Raw genomic sequence first — 21,536 nt, 5'->3', positions numbered from 1 at the left:
CGCACGCGCGAGCGCGCAGGCCCGCCGCGCCGGCCAACCGCTCCCGAGCCGGTCGGCGGTTCGCGGGTCATTCGCCCTTCGGCGGTGCATTGAGTTTGGAGGCGAGCACCGCGGCCTGCGTGCGCCGCTCGACCCCGAGCTTGGCCAGCAGCCGGGAGACGTAGTTCTTCACCGTTTTCTCGGCCAGGAACATCCGCCCGGCGATCTGCCGGTTGGTCAATCCCTCACCGAGCAGCTCGAGCAGGGTGCGTTCCTGCTCGGTGAGACCGGCCAGCGGGCCGGTTCGGGCCGCGGCCTCTTCCCGGAGTTTCGCCATGAGCGCGGCGGCGGCGCGATTGTCGAGCAGCGAGTGCCCGGCGCCGACCTCGCGAATGGCGTCGACGAGTTCGAGGGCGCCGATGTCCTTGACCACGTACCCGCTGGCCCCGGCCAGGATTGCGTCGAGCATCGCTTGCTCGTCGGTGAACGAGGTCAGGATGAGGCAGTGCAGGCCGGGGTGTTGGTCGAGTAGTTCGCGGCATAGTTCGATGCCGTTGCCGTCGGGTAGTCGTACGTCGAGGACGGCGACGTCGGGGCGCAGTGCGGGGATGCGCGCCATTGCCTGGGACACGGTGCCCGCCTCGCCGATCACCTGGAGGTCGGTTTCGGCGTCGATCAGGTCGGCGACCCCGCGTCGCACGATCGCGTGATCGTCCACCAAGAACACTGTGACCATTGCGTTGCACCTTCCTGGGCCGTTACCTCAGCCTACGAAGATTTACCCGCCGCAGGCCCGGCGTCGGGCCTCGAATCGGTGACCGAAGTCCCTTGACAAACGCGGTCGCACCTCACCCTACGTGCGCGCAGCGTACCTCCCCGGGAGGCGGGGCCAGATCGATCAGATAGCGGAGCACAGGCTCGTCCACGCAGGCCACGCCGCTATCGAACGCGCCGTGCTGCACGCTCTCATAGGTGATCAGCGGCGCGTGCAGGGCGCGGGCGAGTGCTACCCCGCCGGGATGCGGTGTCGCGGGATCGCCGGTGGTGGCGACGACGAGCACCGGGGGCAACCCGGTCACGTTCGGGACGTGGGGTTGCGACGCGGGGGGCACCGGCCAGAATGCGCAGAGGTCCAGCGGCGCTTGCCCGCTCGCCCGCCCGTCGTCGAATATGGGGGCGGCGGCCCGCATTCGGCGATCGAGTTCGGCCGCCGCGGCGCGATCGGTGACTCGGACCTCCTCCAGGCACATCACGGCGTTGTGCAGGTCGCGTGCCACCGTGCCCGGACGCGCGAAGAAGTCCGCGACCGCGAGCAGGGTGTCACCGCGACCCTGGGTGAGTTCGGTGAGCCCCTGGGTGAGCTGCGGCCAGGTCTGCGGCGTGTAGAGCGAATTGACGATCCCGGACAGGGCATCGGGATAACCGAGGCCGCGCTGGTCGGAGGTGGTCGCCGGCCGCTCGATCAGGGGGTCCAGCAACGCACGCAACGATATTCGTACTCGTGCCGGATCGGGGTCCACACCGATCGGGCAGGTCGGCGTCGTGACGCACGCGGCCGCGAACGCCTCGAACGCGTGCTGGAATCCGGCCGAGAAGGTGACCTGGTCGATCATGTTCGTCGCCGGGTCGACGCCGCCGTCCAAAACCATGGCGCGGATGCGCTGCGGGAACAGCTCGGCCATGGTCGAGCCGAGCCGAGTGCCGTACGACCCGCCGAAGTAGGTCAGCTTCGGATCGCCGAGCACAGCTCGGATGACGTCGAAGTCCCTTGCCACATCGGCGGTTCCGACGTGTGCGAGTACGTCGAGCCCGGTGCGTTCGACGCATTTCGCGACATAGTCCCGGTGTTCCTGCTCGGTCTGTGCGATACCGGCCGGGGAGAAATCGAGGTCCAGGTCGCTGCGCTGGGCCTGGAACTCTTCCTCGGTCAGGCAGGTCACCTTCGGTGTGGACGCGCCCAGGCCGCGCACATCGACGCCGATCAGATCGAAGCGTTGGGCCAGCGGCGTTTTCGCGAACACGGCCGGATACGTCAGGCCGGGGGCGCCCGGCCCGCCCGGATTGGTGAGCAGTGCGCCGATCCGGTCGCCGTCGGCGGGGCGACGGGAGATGGCGATTCGCGCGGTGGCACCGGCGGGTTCGGCATAGTCGAGCGGCACTTCGATATGAGTGCACTGGTATCCCGCATCGGCGATCGCGTCGGTGCCCGGGAATTCGGCGCACGAAATCCACTGCGGCGACTGCCGGTAGAACTTGTCCAGCGCGTCGGGTGCCTGTTCAGAGCTGCCGCACGCCGTACTGAACAGCAGCGCCACGGTCGCCGAGATCATCCCGATCCTGCGTGCCCGGATACGCATGGCCTACCCCCATCGCCGATCCCACCGGGAGTCATTCTGCCGCAACGAAACAGAACAGACCACCCGGCAGATTCCGGGGCACGGCGACCAACGGGCGCCGCCGTGCCCCGGGCCGGTCCTGTCGTTATCCCTGACGAAACGACAGGATGTCGGGGACGGGGCGGCGCCGCGACAGGACGGGCACCTCGCCGTCGGGTGCGACGCCGATCCGGAGCACGACCTGCGGGGTGCCGGGATGGGGCAGCAGATTGGCGATCGTCGTTCGGGCGGTGGTCATTTCGGTGATGTGGGTGAGCGTGCATGTGGCCAGCCCCGCCGCGGCGGCTTCCAGCAGCACCGCCGAGAGCGCCTCGCCCGTGTGCAACCACTCGCGCACCGAGTCCGCGGCGGAGCTGAGCACCACCAGCCGGGCACGGTCCTCGGTCGCCGCGCGGCGACCGGACTGTGCCGTGGCGGGGAACGCGCGCCCGACGGGCACACGGGCGGACTCCTCGCGGGAAATCATGGCGCTGCGCGGCACCACGTCCACCAGATCGGAATGCCCGGTCCACCAGTGCAATTCGGCTTGATACTCCATGTCGTACCGGTGCAGCGCGGTCGTGCGCTGCGCCGCGAGCGCGAGGCGCGGGCCCGCAGCCGGACCGAGCACATCGAGTTCGATGTGGTGCGGATTGGTGAGCAACCGTGCGGCGTGCAGGAATTCGGGCCACTCCCGCGGCGGCAGCAGCGGCAGCCGATCGGTCCGCCGTAGCTCGATCACCCGCGCCCTGGCGTGCACGCCCGCGGGCGGGTCCGGCCACGGGCGGAACGAGATCGTCGCCAGGCGATCGGGCCGGGCCGGATCCGGTAGCCGGACGACGTCGGTGTGCCAGCCGCGCACGGCGAGCGCGGTACGCAGGTGATGCAGCACTGCCCCGCAGCTGATCACCAGCTGCCTGCCGCGCGGGTCGGTCGAGGTCAGCAGCCGGTCGTCGTCTCGATGCAGATGCAGGTAGGTGCCGTCGAACACCCACTGCCACGGCTGGGTGTTGTGTACCGAGGGCGCCCGCCCGGCCAGTCGCACGGCCGCCGTGAGCGTCGGCCGATCCGGCGCCAGTGTCCGGGGGAGTGCGTCGCTTGCGGTCATGTCTCGAGTGTCCGATGCGCGAGCCGGCCGCCGATACAGGACTCGGACCCGAATCGGAAGGCCGAAAGTCACTCGCGGGCCGCACGAAAACAGGCCGCCCCCGAAGGAGCGGCCTGTTTCCGATCGACGATCAGGCGAGGTCGAACCGGTCGCTGTCGACGACCTTGACCCACGCGGCGACGAAGTCGTCGACGAACCGCCGGCCCGCGTCCTGCTGGGCGTAGACCTCGGCGATCGCGCGCAACTGCGAATGCGAGCCGAAGATCAGGTCGTTGGCGGTCGCGGTCCAGGTGGGCTGACCCGCGCGGACGCCCTGGTAGACGTTCTCCGCCGACTCCGCGGCCTTCCACTCGACGCTCTGGTCGAGGAGGTTGACGAAGAAGTCGTTGGTCAGCGTGCCCGGTCGCTGGGTGAACACGCCGTGCTCGGTGCCGCCGTAGTTGGCGCCCAGCGCACGCAGACCACCGATGAGCACCGTCAGCTCCGGCGCCGTCACGTCGAGCAGGTAGGCCCGCTCGAGCAGCAGCCGCTCCAACGGCGCCTTCTCACCGGCCCGCACGTAGTTGCGGAAACCGTCGGCCCGCGGTTCGAGCACCGCGAACGACTCGACGTCGGTGTTCTCCTGCGTCGCGTCGGTGCGTCCGGGGGCGAAGGGCACCGTCACGGCGTGCCCCGCATCCTTGGCCGCCTTCTCGATCGCCGCGGCACCGGCGAGGACGATCAGGTCGGCCAGCGAGACCTGCTTGCCGCCGGCGGCGGAGCCGTTGAAGTCCTGCTGGATCTGTTCCAGCACCGGCAGCACCTTGGCCAGTTCGGCGGGTTCGTTGAGCTCCCAGCTCTTTTGGGGCTCGAGCCGGATCCGGGCACCGTTCGCGCCGCCGCGCTTGTCGGTGCTGCGGAAGCTCGACGCGGAGGCCCAGGCCGTCTTGACGAGCTGCGGCACCGACAGGCCGGATTCGAGCACCTTGCTCTTGAGCGCCTCGATGTCCTGCGCGTCGATCAGCGCGTGCTCGACGGCCGGCACCGGGTCCTGCCAGAGCTGCGGTTCGGGCACCCACGGGCCGAGGTAGCGGCTGATCGGACCCATGTCGCGGTGCAGCAGTTTGTACCAGGCCTTGGCGAATGCCACGGACAGCTCTTCGGGGTGCTCCAGCCAGCGGCTGGTGATCTCCCGATAGATCGGGTCCTCGCGCAGGGCCAGGTCCGAGGTCAGCATGGTCGGGGTGCGGCCGGGACCGTCGAACGGATCGGGGATGGTGCCCTCGCCCGCGCCGTCCTTCGGCTTCCACTGCCACGCGCCGGCGGGGCTCTTGGTCAGCTCCCACTCGTAGCCGTACAGGTTCTGCAGGAACCCGTTGCCCCACTGGGTCGGCGTGGAGGTCCACACGACCTCCAGGCCGCTGGTGATGGCGTCCTTGCCCTTGCCGGTACCGTGGGCGCTCTTCCAGCCGAGGCCCTGCTGCTCGATCGGCGCGGCTTCGGGTTCGGCGCCCACCAGGTCGGGGTTGCCCGCGCCGTGCGTCTTGCCGAAGCTGTGGCCGCCGACGATGAGCGCGGCGGTCTCCTCGTCGTTCATCGCCATGCGGCCGAACGTCTCGCGGATATCGCGCGCGGAGGCGACCGGATCGGGCTGACCGTTCGGCCCTTCCGGGTTCACGTAGATCAGGCCCATCTGGACCGCGCCGAGCGGGCCCGACAGCTCACGGTCACCGCTGTAGCGCTCGTCGCCGAGCCAGGTGTCCTCCGGACCCCAGAAGACCTCTTCCGGTTCCCAGATGTCGGGGCGGCCGAAGCCGAAACCGAAGGTCTGGAAGCCCATCGAGTCGAGTGCCACGTTGCCGGCGAACACCAGCAGGTCGGCCCAGGAGATCTTGTTGCCGTACTTCTGCTTGACCGGCCACAGCAGCCGGCGCGCCTTGTCCAGGTTCGCGTTGTCGGGCCAGCTGTTGAGCGGGGCGAACCGCTGCGCGCCCTGTCCGCCGCCGCCGCGGCCGTCGGCGATGCGGTAGGTGCCTGCGGCGTGCCAGCTCATCCGGATGAACAGACCGCCGTAGTTGCCGTAGTCGGCGGGCCACCAGTCCTGCGAGTTGGTCAGGACTGCCGCGACGTCCGCCTTCAGCGCTTCGACATCGAGCTTCGCGAACTCTTCGGCATAGTTGAAACTCTCGCCGAGCGGGTTCGACTTGGACGAATGCGCGTGCAGCACCGAGAGATCGATCTGCTCCGGCCACCAGTCCTTGTTGGTGCGGGGGCGGTGGTCGGTCTGCGGCGTCGGGGACGGGATCGCCGGGTTCTCGCTCTCGCTCGCGCTGCGAGTTTCGGTATCAGGAGTAGGTGGACGGCTGTCGGACGTCACGGTATTCCTTCCTTGATGAGTAGTGCGGGCTGTGGTCAGGGACGTGGTGGAGCGGCGGTCTTCGCCGCACAGTCGGGGCAGCGGCCCCAATAGATGACTTCGGCCTCGTCGATGGCGAAGCCGCTGTCGTCGGACGCGGACAGGCAGGGCGCTTCGCCGATCGCGCAGTCGACGTCGGCGATCCGGCCGCAGTGGCGGCACACGACGTGATGATGGTTGTCGCCGACCCGGGTCTCGTACCGCGCCACCGAACCGGACGGCTGGATGCAGCGCAGCAGGCCGGCGGCGGTGAGGGTGTGCAGCGAGTCGTAAACCGCCTGGTGCGACACCGCCGACAGGCGGGAGCGCACGGCCCGGATGATGGAATCGGTGTCGGCATGCGGGTGCTCGTGTACGGCGCTCAGTACCGCGACCCGGGGCGCCGTCACGCGCAGCGAAACTCCCCGCAGCATCTGCTGGAATTCCATGGCCGTAGGCACGAACCAGAGTCTTGTCCGTTTTCTGGAATGAGTCAACCATTGGCCGCCGGTCGAATCCGGGTGCGCGCCCGTTGTGATCGACACCAGGAGCCCGCGGTGACGGTCGGTCAGGTGTCCCAAGGAATGCGGGAAGGCCGGGCCGGGGCGACCGGGGCCGGTTAGCGTCTGCGCACATCGGACGAGTGCACGAAGTGGCCGGAGGTGCCGCGTGGTCGATCGGATTTTCCGGGGCGCGTCGGTGCTCGCGGCGCGGTGCGCGACCGCGGTGCTGGTGGGCGCGCTGCTCACGAGCACCGCGCGCGCCGAGCCGCCGGTGACTGCTCCGGACGGCTCGCGCGTGCTGAGCTTCGCCGAGGGCCGGGCAGGCATCGACATGATCGTCCACTCCGCGTTGATGGGAAAACCGGTGGCCTTGAAAGTGCTTCGGGCACCGGATGATTCGATACCGGCGCCGACACTGTATCTGCTCAACGGCGCAGATGGCGGGATAGATCGAAATTGGGCCGACGCGACCGATGTCGCGGAGTTCTTCGCCGACAAACAGGTCAATATCGTCATCCCGTTCGGCGGCGAGGGCAGCTACTTCACCGACTGGCGCGCCGACGATCCGGCGCTGGGCAAGCAGCGCTGGGCCACCTTTCTCACGCGGGAGCTGCCGCCGATCGTCGACGCCATGCTGAACACGACCGGCGCGAACGCGATCGCCGGGATCTCGATGGCGGGCACGGCCGTGTTCCAGCTGGCCCTGTCCGCGCCCGGGGTGTATCGCGCGATCGGTTCGTACAGCGGGTGTGTACGGACCAGCGACGCGCGCGGTCAGGCCGTGGTCAACGCGGTGGTCGCCAGTCAGCAGGGTAATCCGGTGAACATGTGGGGACCGCCGAGCGATCCCGCGTGGGCCGCCAACGATCCCTACCTGCACGCCGAAAAGTTGCGTGGCACAGCGATATACGTGGCCAGCGGGAACGGCAATCCGGGGCCCTACGACACCGTCGACGGCGTCCGCGGCGATCTGCTGCAACTGACCTATCAGCTGATCTTCGGCGCACCGCTGGAGGCCATCGCGCACGTCTGCACCCGGCAGCTGCGAGACCGGTTGCGGGAGTTGCGCATTCCGGCGACCGTCGACCTGCGCGCGACGGGCACGCACTCGTGGGGTTACTGGCAGCAGGACCTGCACAACTCCTGGCCGATCTTCGATGCGGCGTTGCACCGGTGAGGGCGCTCGGCGCCAAGCTGCCCGATATCCGGCTCGCGGGTGGCCTCGACGCGTGGCTCGCGTTCACCGGCTGCCTCATCGCGGTGTTCATGCAGATGATCGACGTGACCATCGTCAATACCGCGCTGCCGGAGCTGACCGCCGACCTGAACGCGTCGGCGGCACAGCAGTTGCTGGTGGTGTCCGGCTATTCGCTGGCCTTCGCGTGCACCTTGCTGACCGCCGCGCGGATCGGGGCCATCCTGGGCCGTCGCGTGGTATTCCTGGTGTCGGTCACGGCTTTCACGGTGTTCTCGGTGTGGTGCGGAATGTCTACCAGCGCCGTGGAATTGGTGATCGCACGCATCTTCCAGGGCGCTGCGGGCGCGGGTATGGCCGCGCAGACCATCGCCATCCTGATCGCGAGCTTCCCACCCAGCCGGCACCAGGTGGTGTTCGCGCTCTACGGTGCGACCGCGGGCTTCGCGGGCATGCTCGGACCGATCGTCGGCGGCGTGCTGGTCACGGCCGATATCGCCGGTCTCGGTTGGCATTCGGTGTTCCTGATGAATCTGCCGATCGGGCTGCTCGCCTTCGCGCTCGGGTACCGGTACCTTCGGCTCGACCAGCCGCCGGAACGCGACCGGCTCGATCTCGGCGGGGTGGCGCTGTCCACCGTCAGCCTGTTCGCATTGCTCGCCGCGCTCGTCGATATCCAGCAGAACGGTTGGCGTCCGGTCCCTTTCGTGGTGCTTGCGGCGGCGCTGGCGCTGGGCGCGGTATTCCTCGGCTACGAGCGCAGGCTGGTCTGGCGCGGCGGCAGCCCGCTGGTGCGCCTGGATCTGTTCGCCGACCGCGGTTTCGCGATCGGCGCCGGACTGGTGGCGTGCTTCTTCGGCCTGTTCACCGCGTTCGTGTTCACCGTCTCGATCACCCTGCAGGACATCCTGCACTTCTCGCCGCTGCGCACCGGCATCGCGATGACACCGTTCGCGCTCGGGGCGGGCGCGGGTGCGCTCGCCTCACCGTTTCTCGTAAAGCGTTGGGGCGTAAAGATACTCGCGGGCGGGATCGCGGGGTACGGCGCCTTGGTCGCGGTCGGTGCGGGATATCTGCGCCTGACCGGCGGGGAGGTGAATCTGGCGCTGGCGCTCGGCCCGGTCTTTCTGTCCGGACTCGGCGTCGGTCTGTTCGGGGTGCAGCTGCAACCGCTGATGCTGTCGGGCCTGCGTGAGCGTCAGATGGCCGAGGCGTCCGGTCAGTTGCCCACCATCGAGCAGATCGGCAACGCGGTGGGGCTGGCGCTGCTCAGCGTCGTGTTCTTTCGCGTCCACACGCTGAGCGGCAGCGTGCTGATGCTGTCGGCCATCGCGATCGGGGCACTCGCCGTGGGCGCGGCGACCCTCGCGCTGCCCGATCCGGCGGACAAGCTCAGGTGACCAGGTGGGGCCCGCCGAGCGGGGATTGCACCGAACCCTCCGCCGGCGGGCCGCCGGTGAGCAGATGTTTGATGATCTTGCCGGTTTCACCGCGCGGCAGCGTCGGCAGGAAGGTGACGTCGCGCGGCACCGAGAAGCGGCTCAGACGATGCCGGATATAGGACCGGATCATGTCCGAATCCAGCCCCGCCCCTTCGCGTTTCACCACGAACGCGGCGAGCCGCTGGCCGAACTCCTGGTCCGGTACGCCGACCACGGCCACCTCGCTGACCTGTGGCAGATGCGCCAGGGCCTCCTCGACCGGGCGGGGGAAGACGTTCTCGCCGCCGGAGATGATCATCTCGTCGTCGCGCCCCGCGATGAAGAGCCGGCCCGCGACATCGAGGTAGCCGAGATCGCCGGTGTCGAGCATGCCGTCGGCCTCGGTGGGCGGCGCGGAGTTCACGTAGCCGTCGAAAAGCATGTGGTTGCCCACGAAGATATGCCCGGTGACGCCCAGCGGCACCGGTCGCTGATCGGGGCCGAGCACCGCGATGCGGGTGCCGAGCGGTGGCCTGCCCGCGGTGGTCGGCGCGGTGCGCAGATCGTCGGGGGTGGCGATGGTGGCCCAGGAGACCTCGGTGGAACCGTAGACGTTGTAGAGGATGTCGCCGTAGACATCCATGAACTGCAGCACCGTCGCCCCGGCCAGCGGGGCGCCGCAGCTGACGACGGCGCGCAGGCTCGAGGTGTCGTAGCGGGCGCGTACCGCGGCCGGGAGATCGAGGATGCGGTTCACCATGGTGGGCACCACGATCATGCTGGCGACGCGGTGCTCGGCGACCAGCCGCAGGCAGTCCTCGGCGTCGAAGCGCTCCGGCAGCACGACGGTGGCCCGCAACGGCGTGCTGATCTGCAAACCGGCCAGGCCCCAGGTGTGGAAGAGCGGCGCGGGGATGAGCATCGGCTCCGCCATCGGCAGCGGAATCCGCGACAGCAGCGCGGCGATGGTGCCGAAGCCCTTCGGCTCCGGGCGGCGCGCGCCCTTGGGGGTGCCGCTGGTGCCGGAGGTCAGCACGATCAGCCTGCCCGCGCGGTTCGGCAGCCGGAACGGCCGCTCGCCCTCGGCGATCAGATCGTCGAGGGTGGCCCGGCCCGGCACCGGCGGGCGGCCGTCGGTGTTGAAGCGCGGCAGGTCGGCGTGCAGATAGTGGACCAGTCGCTCGAGGTCGCCGTCGACGAACAACGCGGCGAGCCGGTGCCGCTGCACGATGTCCTCGATCTGCCTGCCGGACAGGCCGACGTTCAACAGCGCCACGTCGACACCGAGTTTGCCTGCGGCGACCATGCATTCGACCATGCCGGCGTGGTTGCGGGCGAGCAGCCCGATGGTGTCGCCGAAGCCGAGGTCGAGCGCGGCCAGCGCGCCGGCCAGTGCGCTTGTCCGCGTGTGCATCTCGGCGAAGGTGCGGGTGCCGGAATCGTCGATGATCGCGATCCGGTCCGGTGCATACGCGGCCGCCGTGGCGTAGCCGCCCGCCAGGTTGAAGCCCCACTTGGCAAGGGAGCGGGCCTGTTTGACGCCGGTCGCCAGGCTGCTGGTGCGCCCGACGCCGACGGTGACCATCTGTTTGGCGACGCTCACCTGCCTGCGCAGCGGCGAGTTCTCGGCGTTGACCACGGTCGAGGTCCGCGCGCCGCGGATGACGTCGACCGCGCGCCGCAGGCCGGCGTTCACCCAGGACATCACCGCGGCGTTGGACCCCTCGGCGATCCCGGGATGCAGCCGGCCCGGGGCGAACACGGTGACGACGATCTTGGTGCGCTCCTCGTCGCCGCGCAGCCGGACCGACACGAAACTGCCGGTACCCGGGCACTGCAGCTCGAAGCTCTCGTACCAGCGGCGCACGGTGAGGCGCAGCTGATGGGTGCGGATGCCGGATTCGGCGGTGCCGATGCGCACCCGCACGATCCGGCTGTCCGGACTCTCCTCCACGAGCTCGCAGGCGCCTATTCCGGCGAACAACCGTGGATAGGTCTGCGGTTCCAAGAACAGATCCCACAGCGCTTTACGGGCGACCGGGAAGTCCGCCCCCACATCGATGACGTCGGTAACCAACTCACGCACTTCTCGTCGGCCGGTTCGAACAGCTCGGGGCCGGCGGGTGCCCCTCGATCCGCGGGTCACCCGTCGCGCCGATGCGTCAGCGGATCGGCAACCTGCAATCGCTCCCAGTATGGGGCTGATCTGCCCAGTTGCTCACCATTTACTCCTACATTGTGTGCGCTGCCCAACGGTGCACCGGCGGCGATGTGAATCCACCCAATCCGCACCGGGATTGCGGCGCACGGCCTCGAACGCGGCTTACCGTCGGGCGATTACGCCTGGTGGTGTGCGGAGGTGCGGATGGGCAGCGGGGACGGACAGCTCGGCCGCCGGGTAGCTGCACTGCTCGGCGTCGCGGTCGTGCTGTGCTCCGGCGCAGCGGCTTTCGCGGACCAGGCGGCGACGATCGCGGACCAGGCGGCTGCGATCGCGGACCAGGCGGCTGCGGCGGCGCGGCCGTCGGCGAACGGGTCGCGGCTGATCGACGTGCGGCCGGGCCCGGGACGTGTGCTCGACCTCACGGTGCACTCCGTGGCGATGGGCCGGGCCGTGCCGGTCGAAGTGCTTCCGGCCGTGAATGTTTCGCAGCCTGCGCCGACCTTGTATCTGCTCAACGGGGTCGACGGCGGCGGCGAGCCCGGGCGGTGGCGCGACAGCCGGAATTGGCTCACCGAGACCGACGCCGAGCGCTTCTTCGCCGATCAGCAAGTGACGGTGGTGATGCCGGTCGGCGGGGGCGGCAGCTTCTTCGCGGACTGGCGCGCCGACGATCCGATCCTCGGCAGGCAGCAGTGGACGAGCTTCCTTGCCACGGAATTGCCCGCGATCATCGACTCGGCGTTCCGCGGCACCGGCGCGAATGCCATTGCGGGGCCCTCCATGGCGAGTTCGGCGGTGTTCCGCTTGGCCCTGGCGGCGCCCGGCCGGTTTCGCGCGATCGGTTCCTACAGCGGCTGTGTGCGCACCAGCGATCCGTTCGGGCAGGCGATGGTCGATGCCGTGGTGCTCGGCAAGCAGGGCAACCCGGTGAACCTGTGGGGCCCGCCCACCGATCCCGCCTGGGCGGCCAATGATCCCTACCTGCACGCGGATCGGCTGCGCGGCACGACCATCTACGTGTCGACGGGAAGCGGCCGTCCGGGGCCGCTCGACACGCTGGACGGACCCGGCATCGACGCGGATCCGCTGAAACTGCTGGATCAGCTCACGGTCGGCGGCCTGCTGGACGTCGTCGCGTCGGCCTGCACGGCGCAACTGCGTACCCGGCTGCGGGAGTTGAATATTCCGGCGACGTTCGATGTGCGGGAGGGCACGCATTCCTGGGGCTATTGGCAGCAAGACCTGCACAACTCCTGGCCGGTACTGCGTGCGGCGCTCGGCCCGTAACCGGATGACCTGTGCGGGCCCCACTTCGGGCCGCGCTGATTTTGTGAGTCGTCGTAGCGCCGGTGAATTCGAGCCGAGTCCTCGGCCGGAACGCATTTGAATGGGGATCGAAGGTTTGTTCCGGCCACCAAGGAGGAAATGTGGGCGCCACGTTCCGTGATCCCGTGATTCCCGATGGCGAGAAATCCGTGTACACCGGGGGAGTCGCCGATCAGCCACCGTCGTTCGAGGTGACCAGTGTGGTGACGAGGGCTGAACTCGATTACCACTCGACGCTCGAATTGCGGACCGGCGAGGCCGCGACGACGGTGACCGTCGAACAGCGGTTCAGCCGGGCGGGCGGCTGGTTGCGCGCGGCGGACTATCGGGCCGAAACGCGGTCGCGGGGCGTCGTGGTGTCCCGTGAGGAGGCGCACTTCCTCGACACCACGCACCTGCAATTCGGCAGCGGCATAGCGCCTTTCCCGTCGGACGTGGTGCCGTTCCTCGGTGGGCTGACCTTGCTCCGCGGCTTGGATTTCTACGCGGGCGCGGAGCTGTCGCTGGACCTGTGGCTGGCGTTCTCGGTGCACTGGCCGGTGCTCGCCCGGGTGCAGAAGCCGACCATCGTCGAGGTGCCCGCGGGCCGTGTGCGCTGCTGGCCGGTGTACCTGCGGCCGGGCTTCGCGCACGTGAACACCATGCTGGACAAGATGATCGGCGGCTTCCTGCCCGCGTCCACCGCCCACTTCGAGATGGACCCGCCGCACCGGCTGGTGCGGTTCGGCTTTCCGACCGAGCCTGCCGCCGCCCCGCGCGGGGTGATGGAGTTGGTCGCCTAGCTTGCCCCGGCGGATTCCCGAGGTTGCTCTTGTCCAGGTGCGTACCATGATCGGTACGCGACGACGGGGGTGCATGCGATGCCGTTCGAGGGCGAGTACGGGCCGAGCCCGGCGCAGTGGATACGCGAACAGGTCGAGCTGTACGAAAAGTCGGGCGGCACACAGGGAACGACGCTCTGGGATACCGGCTTGCCCGTCGTCATCGTCACCATGCGCGGCGGGAAGAGCGGCAAGATCCGCAAGATCCCGCTGATGCGCGTGGAGCACGAAGGGCGCTACGCCGCCGTGGCTTCCAAGGCCGGCTACCCGCGTCACCCGGTGTGGTACTTCAACCTCAGATCCGATCCGCACGTCGAACTCCAGGACGGGGCCGCGCATCACGATATGACGGCCCGCGAGATCACGGGGGACGAGAAGGCCGTGTGGTGGTCCCGCGCGCTCGCCGCGTATCCGCCGTACGCCGAATACCAGGAGAAGACCGAGCGGGTGATCCCGGTCTTCGTGCTGGAGCCCGGGCACCGGTAGGACACCGAGGCCGGGACTACGACGATCGGCCGGCCACCGCGGCGAAGATCGTCCGCATCGCCGCCACGTAGCGGCGCACGGACTCGTGCGCCACCGGCGTATCCGGGTAGATGACGCTCAGCGTCGTTTCCGACGGCATCCGGTTGATCCAGACCAGCACTTCCTCCGAGGCGGCCCGGTTGGCGAAGATGCCACCGTGCACCAGGTCGAAGAATTCGTGGCCGACGAAGTCGCGCGCGTCCACGAACGAGATCATCGGTGCCGCCCAGCCGGGCCGCACGTCGACGTCGGTGTCGGCGGGCAATAGTTCGAGTACGCGATGAAAGGGCGTGGGCGCGAGCCGGATCCCGTTCTCATAGGCCCGCTGCGCGATCGTCACCACCCGGCCGAAGGCGGTGGTGGTGATCGGGAAGGCGACCGGTACCAGCGCGACATACCATCCCACCGAGGCCCGTTCGGCGGGAGTGGTGCGGGTACTGATCGGGGTCATGCCGAAGTAGTAGTCGTTGCCGGTGAGTTCGGCTTCGGCGAGGGCCGCCGCGGCGAAGATCCCGCCCACGAACTCGGCCCCGTGGCTGCGGCAGACCTGCTCGAACCGGCGTGCCTCGGCTTCGGTGAGCAGCGTGCTCGTGCGATGCGCGCTGCGGTTGTAGCCATCGGTACGTTTGCCGAGATCCAGCGGGAAGGAGGGCAATTCGCCGTCGTTGCCCCGAATCAATTCCAGCCACTTCTGCACACCGGGCGAGGTGAGGCTCAGGCGGGCGGTGAGTTCGCGTTCGGCGCAACAGTATTCGAGATAGCTTGCGGTGGGGTCGAGCAGGTCGCCGACCTGCCAGGCCTCCCGGGCGTAGAGGTAGGCCAGGTCGGCGCAGGACAGGTACTGTCCGAGGCCGTCGGTGTGCAGATGGTCCACCGCGAGGTAGACCGTGGTCGACTCGCCGTGCGCGATCGCGCCGAAGGAGAAGCAATCCCATTGGAACGGGCCGGGGGTCGTCTTCTGCACGTGCTCGCGGATGGCGGCCGCGTCGTCGAGTTCGCCGTAGTCGATCGGCGCGAACTCGACCACTTCTTCGGGTACCAGGTGCCGCCGGACCGTGCCGTCGGGTGCCATGGCGAACCAGGTGCGAAAGGTGTCGTGGCGCAACAGGAACGCGTTGATGCTGCGCGTCATCGCGGCGTAATCGAGTTCACCCGCGGGTATTTCGGCGGTCACCAGGCACAGGCCCGAATAGCGGAAGTCCGCCGCCGCGTGCCGGTCGGCCAACCGCAGATACTCCTCCTGCTGGTGCGAGGGCGGCGCCGGATGCGCCGGGGCGGTGGCGGCCCGCGCCACGGCCGCCGGGGTGGCGACCCAGGTCACCAGGCGGCCGGGCGGCGGGTTCCACTCGTCGATCAGTCCGAGGTCGATCACGGCGCCGCCACCGGCTCGGGGATCGGTTGCGGGCGGCCGGGTTCGGCGGCGAGAACGAGTTCGGCGACCTTGGGTCCGGCCTGTTCCAGGCTGAACGATCGGCCCATCTGCAAGGACATAAGGTCGATGCCGAGCGTTTTGGTGACCCGTGCGCCGAGTTCCACGGCCATCAGAGAATCCAGGCCGAGTTCGGGCACCGGCACCGTCATATCGATCGACTCCACCGGCACGCCCATCACCACGGCCAGTTCCGCGGCCATCTTGCGGGCGATGAACGGCCCGCGCTTGCTGTCGTCCAGGTCGACGAGTTCGGCACGCAGGCGGGCCAATTCGGAGGTGTCCTTGGCCGAGGCCTTGGCCAGCTCGATCGTCCGGCCGGTGCGGGTCAGCTGCGGGAAGGTGCCGGTGAGTTTGGCCCAGTCGGTGGGGATGATGGCGGCGTTGGTGTCGCGCAGGCGCAGCGTCTGCTCCAGATACGCGGTGGCGTCGGCCATATCGATCGGGCCGAAGCCGACCAGGTCGAGATATTTGGTGGCGGTCGCGTCGGCGGCCATCCCGCCGGTCGCGCCGGAGAGGTGACCCCAGCCGATGCACAGGGCGCGCTCGCCCGCCCTGGCCCATTCCTCGGCGAGCGCCTCGACCGCGACATTGGCCGCGCAGTAGTTGTATTGGCCGTAGATGCCGTACATCGAGCCGCCGGAGGAGTACAGCACGAACATGTCCAACTCGATGCCCGCCTCGGTGACCGCGCGGTGCAGGGCGCGGGCGCCGTGCACCTTCGGCCGATACACCTGCGCCAGCTGCTCGGGTGTCATGAGCTCGATGCGGTTGTCGGACACCGCGCCCGCCGCGTGGAACACCCCGCGCAGCGGATGTTCGGCCGTGTGCGCGCGGGCGAGCACCGCGGCGACGGCCGCGGTGTCGGTGACATCGACGAGTGCCTCGATCACCTCGACGCCGACGGTCCGCCACGCCTCGAGTTGCCGCCGGGCCTCATCGGTGCTCGCTCCGCTGCGCCCGAGCAGCACGAGCCTGCGCGCGCCGCGCAGCACCAGCCAGCGCCCGGTGGCCATGCCGAAGCCGCCGAACCCGCCGGTGACGAGATAGCTCGCGTGCTCGTGGATCTCGATATCGGGCAGGTACGGCCGCACCGGCGGGTGCGGCGCATCGATGCGCAACGCGATCCGAGCCAGTCCGGTCGAGCGGATCACCTCCTCGAAAGCCGTTCCCACCTCGTGGGTTTCGAACATCTTGTACGGCAGCGGCCGATAGACGCCCGCCACGACCTGCTCGTACACCCGCTGCAGCAGGCCGGCCAGTCGTTGCGGGTGGACCGCGACCAGGCGGTCGAGATCCATCGAGTAGTAGGCCACGTTCTTGTCGAAATTGGCCAGCTCCAGCAGGCCACCGGTGTAGATATCGGCCTTGCCGACCTCGACGATGCGCCCGAATTCGGCGACGGCGGTGAAGTTCTGCCGCAGGATCTCGCCGGGAGCGCTGCTGAGCACCACCGCTGCGCCGACGCCGCCGGTCAGGGCGAGCACGTCGTCGACGAAGTCGAGCGAGCGCGAGTTCACCGCGTGATCCGCGCCGAGATCCAGGATGTGCCTGCGCCGTTCGTCGGTGCTGGCCGTGCCGATGATGCGCGCGCCCCGCGCCTTCGCGACCTGGATGGCGGCCGTGCCCACTCCACCGGCCGCGCCGTGGATCAGAACCGTCTCGCCCGGCTCCAGCCGTGCCAGCTCCAGTAGGGCGTATTCGGCAGTCGCGAAAGCGATGGCGCTGGTGCAATAACCGGGGTCGGTATCGGCAGGCAGGGGGATGACGAGTTGCCGGTCGATCAGGGCGAAGCGTCGCATCATGCCCTTCGCCGCGACCGCCACCAGATCGCCGACGCCGAGACCGTCGACGCCGGGGCCGACCCGCACCACCGTGCCGACGCCCTCCATCCCGGGAACAGTGCCGAAATAGGTTGGTGCCAGCTCTCTTTCGCCGAGCAGGCCGATAACCTTGAGTGGATCCTTGTAATTCAGCCCGATGACCTGCATCCGCACCTCCACCTGCCCGGGGCCCGGTGCGCGGCGCGGGCATTCGCGCCAGGCCAGCGCCGACAGCAGCCGGGTGCGCGGGAGTTCGAGCTCGAAGTTCGCCTCCGGGTCGGCGAGCGGTGCCGCGGTGTCGTGCGCCGCGAGACGGTCCGGCAGCGGCTTGGTCACCACCGGGGCCCAGCGCTGACCGTCGCGCAGCAGCACCTCGTCGGTGTTGTCGTAGGAGAACGCGCCCGGTATCGCGAGTTCGGTGACGATCTCGGCGATACCGGTCTCGGGGGCCACATCGATCAGCCGCCAGCGCAACGAGGTCTGTTCGTTCAGCAGCACCCGCCGTGCCCCGGCCAGCGCGGACTGGTGCGAATCCGGCGCGATCGTGCTGTCCGGCACCGTGAACGCGCGCTCGGTGATCAGCGTGACGTGCACCGAACCGTCGCCGAAGACGGACTGCGGTGTCTGCTCCTCGGTCTTCGGATCCGCGAATTCACGCACCGCGACGGCGATCCGCTGCAACATGCGCAGATCCTCTAGATCATCGGTGCCGGAACCGGCGACCACGCACACGTGCAGGCGGGTGGATTCGTCTGTGCGGGACTGCCGCAGCTGCTCGGTGAGCGTCGTTTCCAGATCCGGTCCGGCGAGGTAGTGCCGGGCGCCCGGGATCGCGGCCGCCAATTGCTCGGCGCGAGGGCTCTTTCCGAGCCCGATCACGAAGATCGTGGCCGTGCCGACGTTCGGCAGTGCGGTCTGGTCGATGGGGTCGCGTCGCTCCATGGTTTCGCGGTAGTAGAACTCGGCCATCCGGTGCAGTGGATCGTCACCGGGCTTCAAGGCGCCGATCTGGAGTCCGGTCAGGCGCAGGACGAGATTGTGCTCCGCGTCGAGCACGTCGACATCGGCGCGCAACCGCGCCTTGGGGTCGCGGCGGGCGACCACCGTGGCCCGCTCGGGTATCGGGGCGAGCAACCGGACGGCGGCCACGCCGACGGGCACCATGATGCCCTCGTTGATCCGCTCGTCGGCGAAAAGCAGTGCCGCCGTTTGCATGGCGGCGTCCACCACCGCCGGGTGCGCGAGATGGCCGGAGTCCGCGGCGATCGTGCCGTCGACGGTGGCGACCGCCGTATCCCGACCGACCCGCATGGACGTGACCCGGCGGAACGACGGACCGTACTGGAGCCCCGCCGCGGCCAGCCCGGTGTAGAACATGTCCGGGTCGATATCGATACCGACCTCGATCTCTGGAACGGTTGCCTTCGAAGGAAGGTGACTGCCGGTGAGGGTGCGCCCGAAGGCGTGCACGGTCCAGGCCGTTCCGGTCGCGTTGCGGGACCGGATCAGGAAGCGGCCACTGGACTCCTCCACACTCAGCGCCATGAGCGGCACATCCGGTGCGGCCATGATCAACGGCGCGACGAAGCGGACCTGCTCCAGCGCAACGCGTTTGACGCCGAGCCGAGTGGCCGTTGCACTGAGTGCCGCGTCCAGGTAGGCGGCGCCCGGCATGATCCGGACGCCGTTGACCACGTGATCGGCCAGCCACGGTAGCAATTCGGTGCCGACCTGGAGCAGCCAGTCCGCGCGACCCTCCACATCGGGATCGCCGAGCATCGCGTAGGTGTCCGGGGAGCCGAGCCTGGCCTGCTCGAAAAGGGGCAGTGTCGACTGCAATCGGGTGCGCTGCCACGGGTAGCGGGGGAGCGGGACGTGCGCGGTCCGCGGACCGCCGGCCGGGAACAGTTGCTCCGGGTCGAGCACACCCGCGCTGTACAGGCCGATGAGGGTGCGGCGGATGCTCACGGAATCGGCGGTCTTGCGATCGAGCGTCGGCACCGTGGTGCCGTGCACATCGGCCTCGACCAGGGCCTCCCGAATGTTGCCGGACAACACCGGATGTGGGCCGACCTCGAGGAACACCCGGCTGCCCGCACCGATCGCCCGCACCACCGCGTCGTAGAAGCGCACCGGCTGACGGACGTTCGCGCACCAGTAGCCGGCGTCCCACGTCCCCGCGGTGACGAGTTCGCCGGTCACCGTTGAATACAGCGGCACGGTGGGCGCTTTGGGCGCGAGGTCGGCGAGCTCGGCCCGCAGCTCGGCGAGGATCGGGTCCATCAACCGGCTGTGGTAGGGCACCTCCACCCGCAGCCGGCGCGCGAAAGCGGCGTCCTCGGTGAGCATTTCCGCGATCTCGTCCAGGCGCTGCGGGTCGCCGGAGAACGTGAGCGAGCTCGCGCTGTTGATCGCCGCGAGATCGACGCGCGGGTCGTCGGCGACGAGTTCGCGGGCCCGCTCGAGCGGCAGGCCGACGGCCAGCATGCCGCCGGAGCCCGCGGTGCTCGCCTGCAATCTGGCCCGGTGGTAGGCGACCCGCACGGCCTCCCGTAGCGAGAGCATCCCGCTGACATAGGCCGCCGACACCTCGCCCACGCTGTGGCCGATGATCGCGGCCGGGGTGATCCCGTACTGGGCCAGCTCGCTCACCAGCGCCACCTGAACCAGGAAGTTGGCCGGTTGCGCCACCTCGGTGCGCGAGACCCGCGACTCCGCTTCGGGCTGCAGGAGCGCGTCGACGATGGACCAGTCCGCCAGCTTGCCGAACTCGGCGTCGATGAGCGCTGCGGTCTCGGCGAAGATGCCACCGGCGCAGAGCAATTCGCGCGCCATGCCCCACCACTGCGGTCCCATGCCGGAGAACACGAACACCGGTTCGGCGATGCGGGCCGCGACCGTGCGCGCCGCGTCACGGCCCTCGCCCGCGGCGAACTGCCGCAGCTGGTGCCGTACGTCGTCGGAGTCGCCGATCAGCACACCGGTGCGGAACTGGTGGTGCGCCGAGCGCGTCCAGGCGGCCTCGGCCAACCGGTCCGGATCGGCACCGGCGTCGAGCAGATCGGCGAAGCGGCCCGCGATGGCGCGCGCGGCGCCGGTGCTGCGGGCGGAGAGGGGCAGGATTCCGTAGTGCCGTGGGGCGGGCGCGGGGCCGGGGGGCGCCGGTTGCGCGCGGTACTCCTGGAGAATCGCGTGCGCGTTGGTGCCGCCGTAGCCGAAGCCGTTGACCGCGATCGTCATCGGATCGGCATGCGGCGGCAGCGGTTCGGCGTCGACCTGGATGCGCAGGCCCAACTCGTCGAGCGGGATGTCCGGATTCGGCTTGTCGAGCCAGCCCTGCGGCGGAATCACCCGATGCCGAATCGCCAACGCCGCCTTGATGACGCTCGCAACGCCCGCCGCGGCTTCGGTGTGGCCCAAGGTCGCCTTGACCGAGCCGACGCCCAGCGGCCCGGTGCGGCCCGCCGGTGCGCCGAAAGCGCGGCCGAGCGCCCGCAATTCGACCGGGTCGCCGACCAGGGTGCCGGTGCCGTGCGCCTCCACGTAGGTGATCGCATCCGGGGTCAGGCCCGCCCGGGTGCACACCGTACGGGCAAGGGCCTCTTGGGCATCCGCGTTCGGCACGGTGATCGCCGTGGTCCGGCCGTCCTGATTGGCGCCGGTGGCCTTGACCACGGCGTACACGCGGTCACCGTCGCGCACCGCATCGTCGAGCCTCTTCAGCACCACCATGCCCGCGCCCTCGCCCCGGCCGTACCCGTCGGCGGCGGCGTCGAAGGATTTGCACCGACCGTCCGCGGCGAGGAAGCTGCCCTTGCACATCAGCACGAACGTCTCCGGCTGCAACATGACGTTCACGCCGCCGGCCACTGCGATGTGACAGTCGTCGTTGTCGAGGGCCTGGCAGGCGAGATGGAAGGCCACCAGGGACGACGAGCACGCGGTGTCGACCGTGAGCGCGGGACCGGTGAGGTTGAGCGCGTAGGCGATCCGGTTGGACAGCATGGTGTACGAGGCGCTGGCCGGGGTGTGCATGTCGGTGTGGAACAGCGCCGGACCGACCACACCGATCACCGACTGGTCCACCACGAACCCGCCCACATACACGCCGACCGGGGTTCCGGCGGTGCGACCCGCGAGGCCGGCGTCGTCGAGCGCCTCCCACGTCACCTCGAGCAGCAGGCGCTGCTGCGGGTCGAGCACGGTCGCCTCGCGGGCCGAGATGCCGAAGAAGTCCGGATCGAACTCCCACGGGTCGATCGTCATGAACGCGCCGTGCTTGGTATAGCTACGGCCAGGCGTGCGCGGCTCGGGATCGTAGTACCGGCGATAGTCCCATCGGTCCGGCGGCACCTCGACCACGCCGTCCCTTTTGTCGAGGACGAAATCCCAGAATGTCTCGGGCGAATCGATCCCGCCCGCGTATCGGCAACCGATACCGACAATAGCGATATCCGACATGGAGGTCCTCCCGAATACGGCCATTCGTTATC

Annotated in this window: 13 protein-coding genes; 5 read left to right on the top strand and 8 right to left on the bottom strand. The window is 69.3% G+C overall.

Annotated features, from left to right (window positions below):
* Positions 1–67: 67 nt before the first annotated feature.
* The 5 genes from NVU01S_RS33595 to NVU01S_RS33575 all read right to left on the bottom strand — a co-directional run bounded on the left by NVU01S_RS33595 (position 68) and on the right by NVU01S_RS33575 (position 6,270).
* Positions 68–715, bottom strand: coding sequence for a response regulator transcription factor (locus tag NVU01S_RS33595; RefSeq protein WP_043678491.1), 648 nt, complete (start codon positions 713–715; stop codon positions 68–70).
* A 112-nt stretch (positions 716–827) separates the two neighbouring features.
* On the bottom strand, positions 828–2,309 hold the full coding sequence (locus tag NVU01S_RS33590; RefSeq protein WP_043678492.1) for an alpha/beta hydrolase: 1,482 nt from the start codon (positions 2,307–2,309) through the stop codon (positions 828–830).
* 151 nt (positions 2,310–2,460) lie between these two features.
* Complete coding sequence (locus NVU01S_RS33585; RefSeq protein ID WP_052281155.1) at positions 2,461–3,462, bottom strand: Acg family FMN-binding oxidoreductase; 1,002 nt, start codon at positions 3,460–3,462, stop codon at positions 2,461–2,463.
* Positions 3,463–3,592: 130 nt separating this feature from the next.
* Positions 3,593–5,818 carry a catalase/peroxidase HPI gene (katG, locus tag NVU01S_RS33580; RefSeq protein ID WP_063048205.1) on the bottom strand — a complete coding sequence of 742 codons (2,226 nt, stop codon included), beginning with the start codon at positions 5,816–5,818 and terminating at the stop codon, positions 3,593–3,595.
* Positions 5,819–5,853: 35 nt separating this feature from the next.
* Positions 5,854–6,270: a Fur family transcriptional regulator gene (locus NVU01S_RS33575; RefSeq protein WP_373864234.1), complete on the bottom strand. Its 417-nt coding sequence runs from the start codon at positions 6,268–6,270 to the stop codon at positions 5,854–5,856.
* Positions 6,271–6,505: 235 nt separating this feature from the next.
* Here NVU01S_RS33575 and NVU01S_RS33570 point away from each other — a divergent pair, with 235 nt between their 5' ends.
* Positions 6,506–7,516, top strand: a complete 1,011-nt coding sequence (locus NVU01S_RS33570; RefSeq protein ID WP_043678498.1) for an alpha/beta hydrolase — start codon at positions 6,506–6,508, stop codon at positions 7,514–7,516.
* The gene (locus NVU01S_RS33565) at positions 7,513–8,934 is read left to right on the top strand and encodes an MFS transporter (protein ID WP_052281156.1); all 1,422 of its coding nucleotides are present in this window, start codon (positions 7,513–7,515) and stop codon (positions 8,932–8,934) included. The genes NVU01S_RS33570 and NVU01S_RS33565 overlap by 4 nt, the downstream gene beginning before the upstream one ends.
* Here the strand turns inward: NVU01S_RS33565 and NVU01S_RS33560 are convergent.
* A complete protein-coding gene (locus NVU01S_RS33560; protein ID WP_043678560.1) occupies positions 8,927–11,032 on the bottom strand; it encodes an AMP-binding protein in 2,106 nt (701 codons plus the stop codon). The genes NVU01S_RS33565 and NVU01S_RS33560 overlap by 8 nt on opposite strands.
* 288 nt (positions 11,033–11,320) lie before the next feature.
* On the opposite strand from NVU01S_RS33560, the gene NVU01S_RS33555 reads away from it, so the two are divergent.
* The 3 genes from NVU01S_RS33555 (at position 11,321) to NVU01S_RS33545 (ending at position 13,752) form a co-directional block, all read left to right on the top strand.
* Complete coding sequence (locus tag NVU01S_RS33555; protein ID WP_043678501.1) at positions 11,321–12,406, top strand: alpha/beta hydrolase; 1,086 nt, start codon at positions 11,321–11,323, stop codon at positions 12,404–12,406.
* Between the two features lie 140 nt (positions 12,407–12,546).
* Entirely contained in the window at positions 12,547–13,227 is a 681-nt protein-coding gene (locus NVU01S_RS33550) for a hypothetical protein (protein ID WP_043678503.1), read from the top strand.
* Between the two features lie 78 nt (positions 13,228–13,305).
* On the top strand, positions 13,306–13,752 hold the full coding sequence (locus NVU01S_RS33545; RefSeq protein ID WP_043678507.1) for a nitroreductase family deazaflavin-dependent oxidoreductase: 447 nt from the start codon (positions 13,306–13,308) through the stop codon (positions 13,750–13,752).
* A 16-nt stretch (positions 13,753–13,768) separates the two neighbouring features.
* On the opposite strand, the gene NVU01S_RS33540 is transcribed toward NVU01S_RS33545, so the two are convergent.
* Together NVU01S_RS33540 and NVU01S_RS33535 are read right to left on the bottom strand one after the other, a co-directional pair.
* Positions 13,769–15,163, bottom strand: a complete 1,395-nt coding sequence (locus NVU01S_RS33540) for a condensation domain-containing protein (protein ID WP_043678510.1) — start codon at positions 15,161–15,163, stop codon at positions 13,769–13,771.
* The gene (locus NVU01S_RS33535; protein WP_043678513.1) at positions 15,160–21,504 is read right to left on the bottom strand and encodes a type I polyketide synthase; all 6,345 of its coding nucleotides are present in this window, start codon (positions 21,502–21,504) and stop codon (positions 15,160–15,162) included. Before NVU01S_RS33535 ends, NVU01S_RS33540 begins: the two co-directional genes overlap by 4 nt.
* Positions 21,505–21,536: the final 32 nt, after the last annotated feature.

This window comes from Nocardia vulneris (genome assembly GCF_001613425.1).
In the GTDB taxonomy this organism is placed as follows: Bacteria; Actinomycetota; Actinomycetes; order Mycobacteriales; family Mycobacteriaceae; genus Nocardia; species Nocardia vulneris.
The sequence above is the reverse complement of the archived record's forward strand: the minus strand, read 5'-3'. Positions and strand labels throughout refer to the sequence as shown.

What these genes read in the sequence shown, in the direction of transcription:
- NVU01S_RS33595 (WP_043678491.1), bottom strand. Translation starts at nt 715, where the DNA reads ATGGTCACAGTGTTCTTGGTGGACGATCACGCGATCGTGCGACGCGGG.
- NVU01S_RS33585 (WP_052281155.1), bottom strand. Translation starts at nt 3,462, where the DNA reads ATGACCGCAAGCGACGCACTCCCCCGGACACTGGCGCCGGATCGGCCG.
- NVU01S_RS33535 (WP_043678513.1), bottom strand. Translation starts at nt 21,504, where the DNA reads ATGTCGGATATCGCTATTGTCGGTATCGGTTGCCGATACGCGGGCGGG.
- NVU01S_RS33555 (WP_043678501.1), top strand. Translation starts at nt 11,321, where the DNA reads ATGGGCAGCGGGGACGGACAGCTCGGCCGCCGGGTAGCTGCACTGCTC.
- NVU01S_RS33545 (WP_043678507.1), top strand. Translation starts at nt 13,306, where the DNA reads ATGCCGTTCGAGGGCGAGTACGGGCCGAGCCCGGCGCAGTGGATACGC.
- NVU01S_RS33590 (WP_043678492.1), bottom strand. Translation starts at nt 2,309, where the DNA reads ATGATCTCGGCGACCGTGGCGCTGCTGTTCAGTACGGCGTGCGGCAGC.
- NVU01S_RS33575 (WP_373864234.1), bottom strand. Translation starts at nt 6,270, where the DNA reads ATGCTGCGGGGAGTTTCGCTGCGCGTGACGGCGCCCCGGGTCGCGGTA.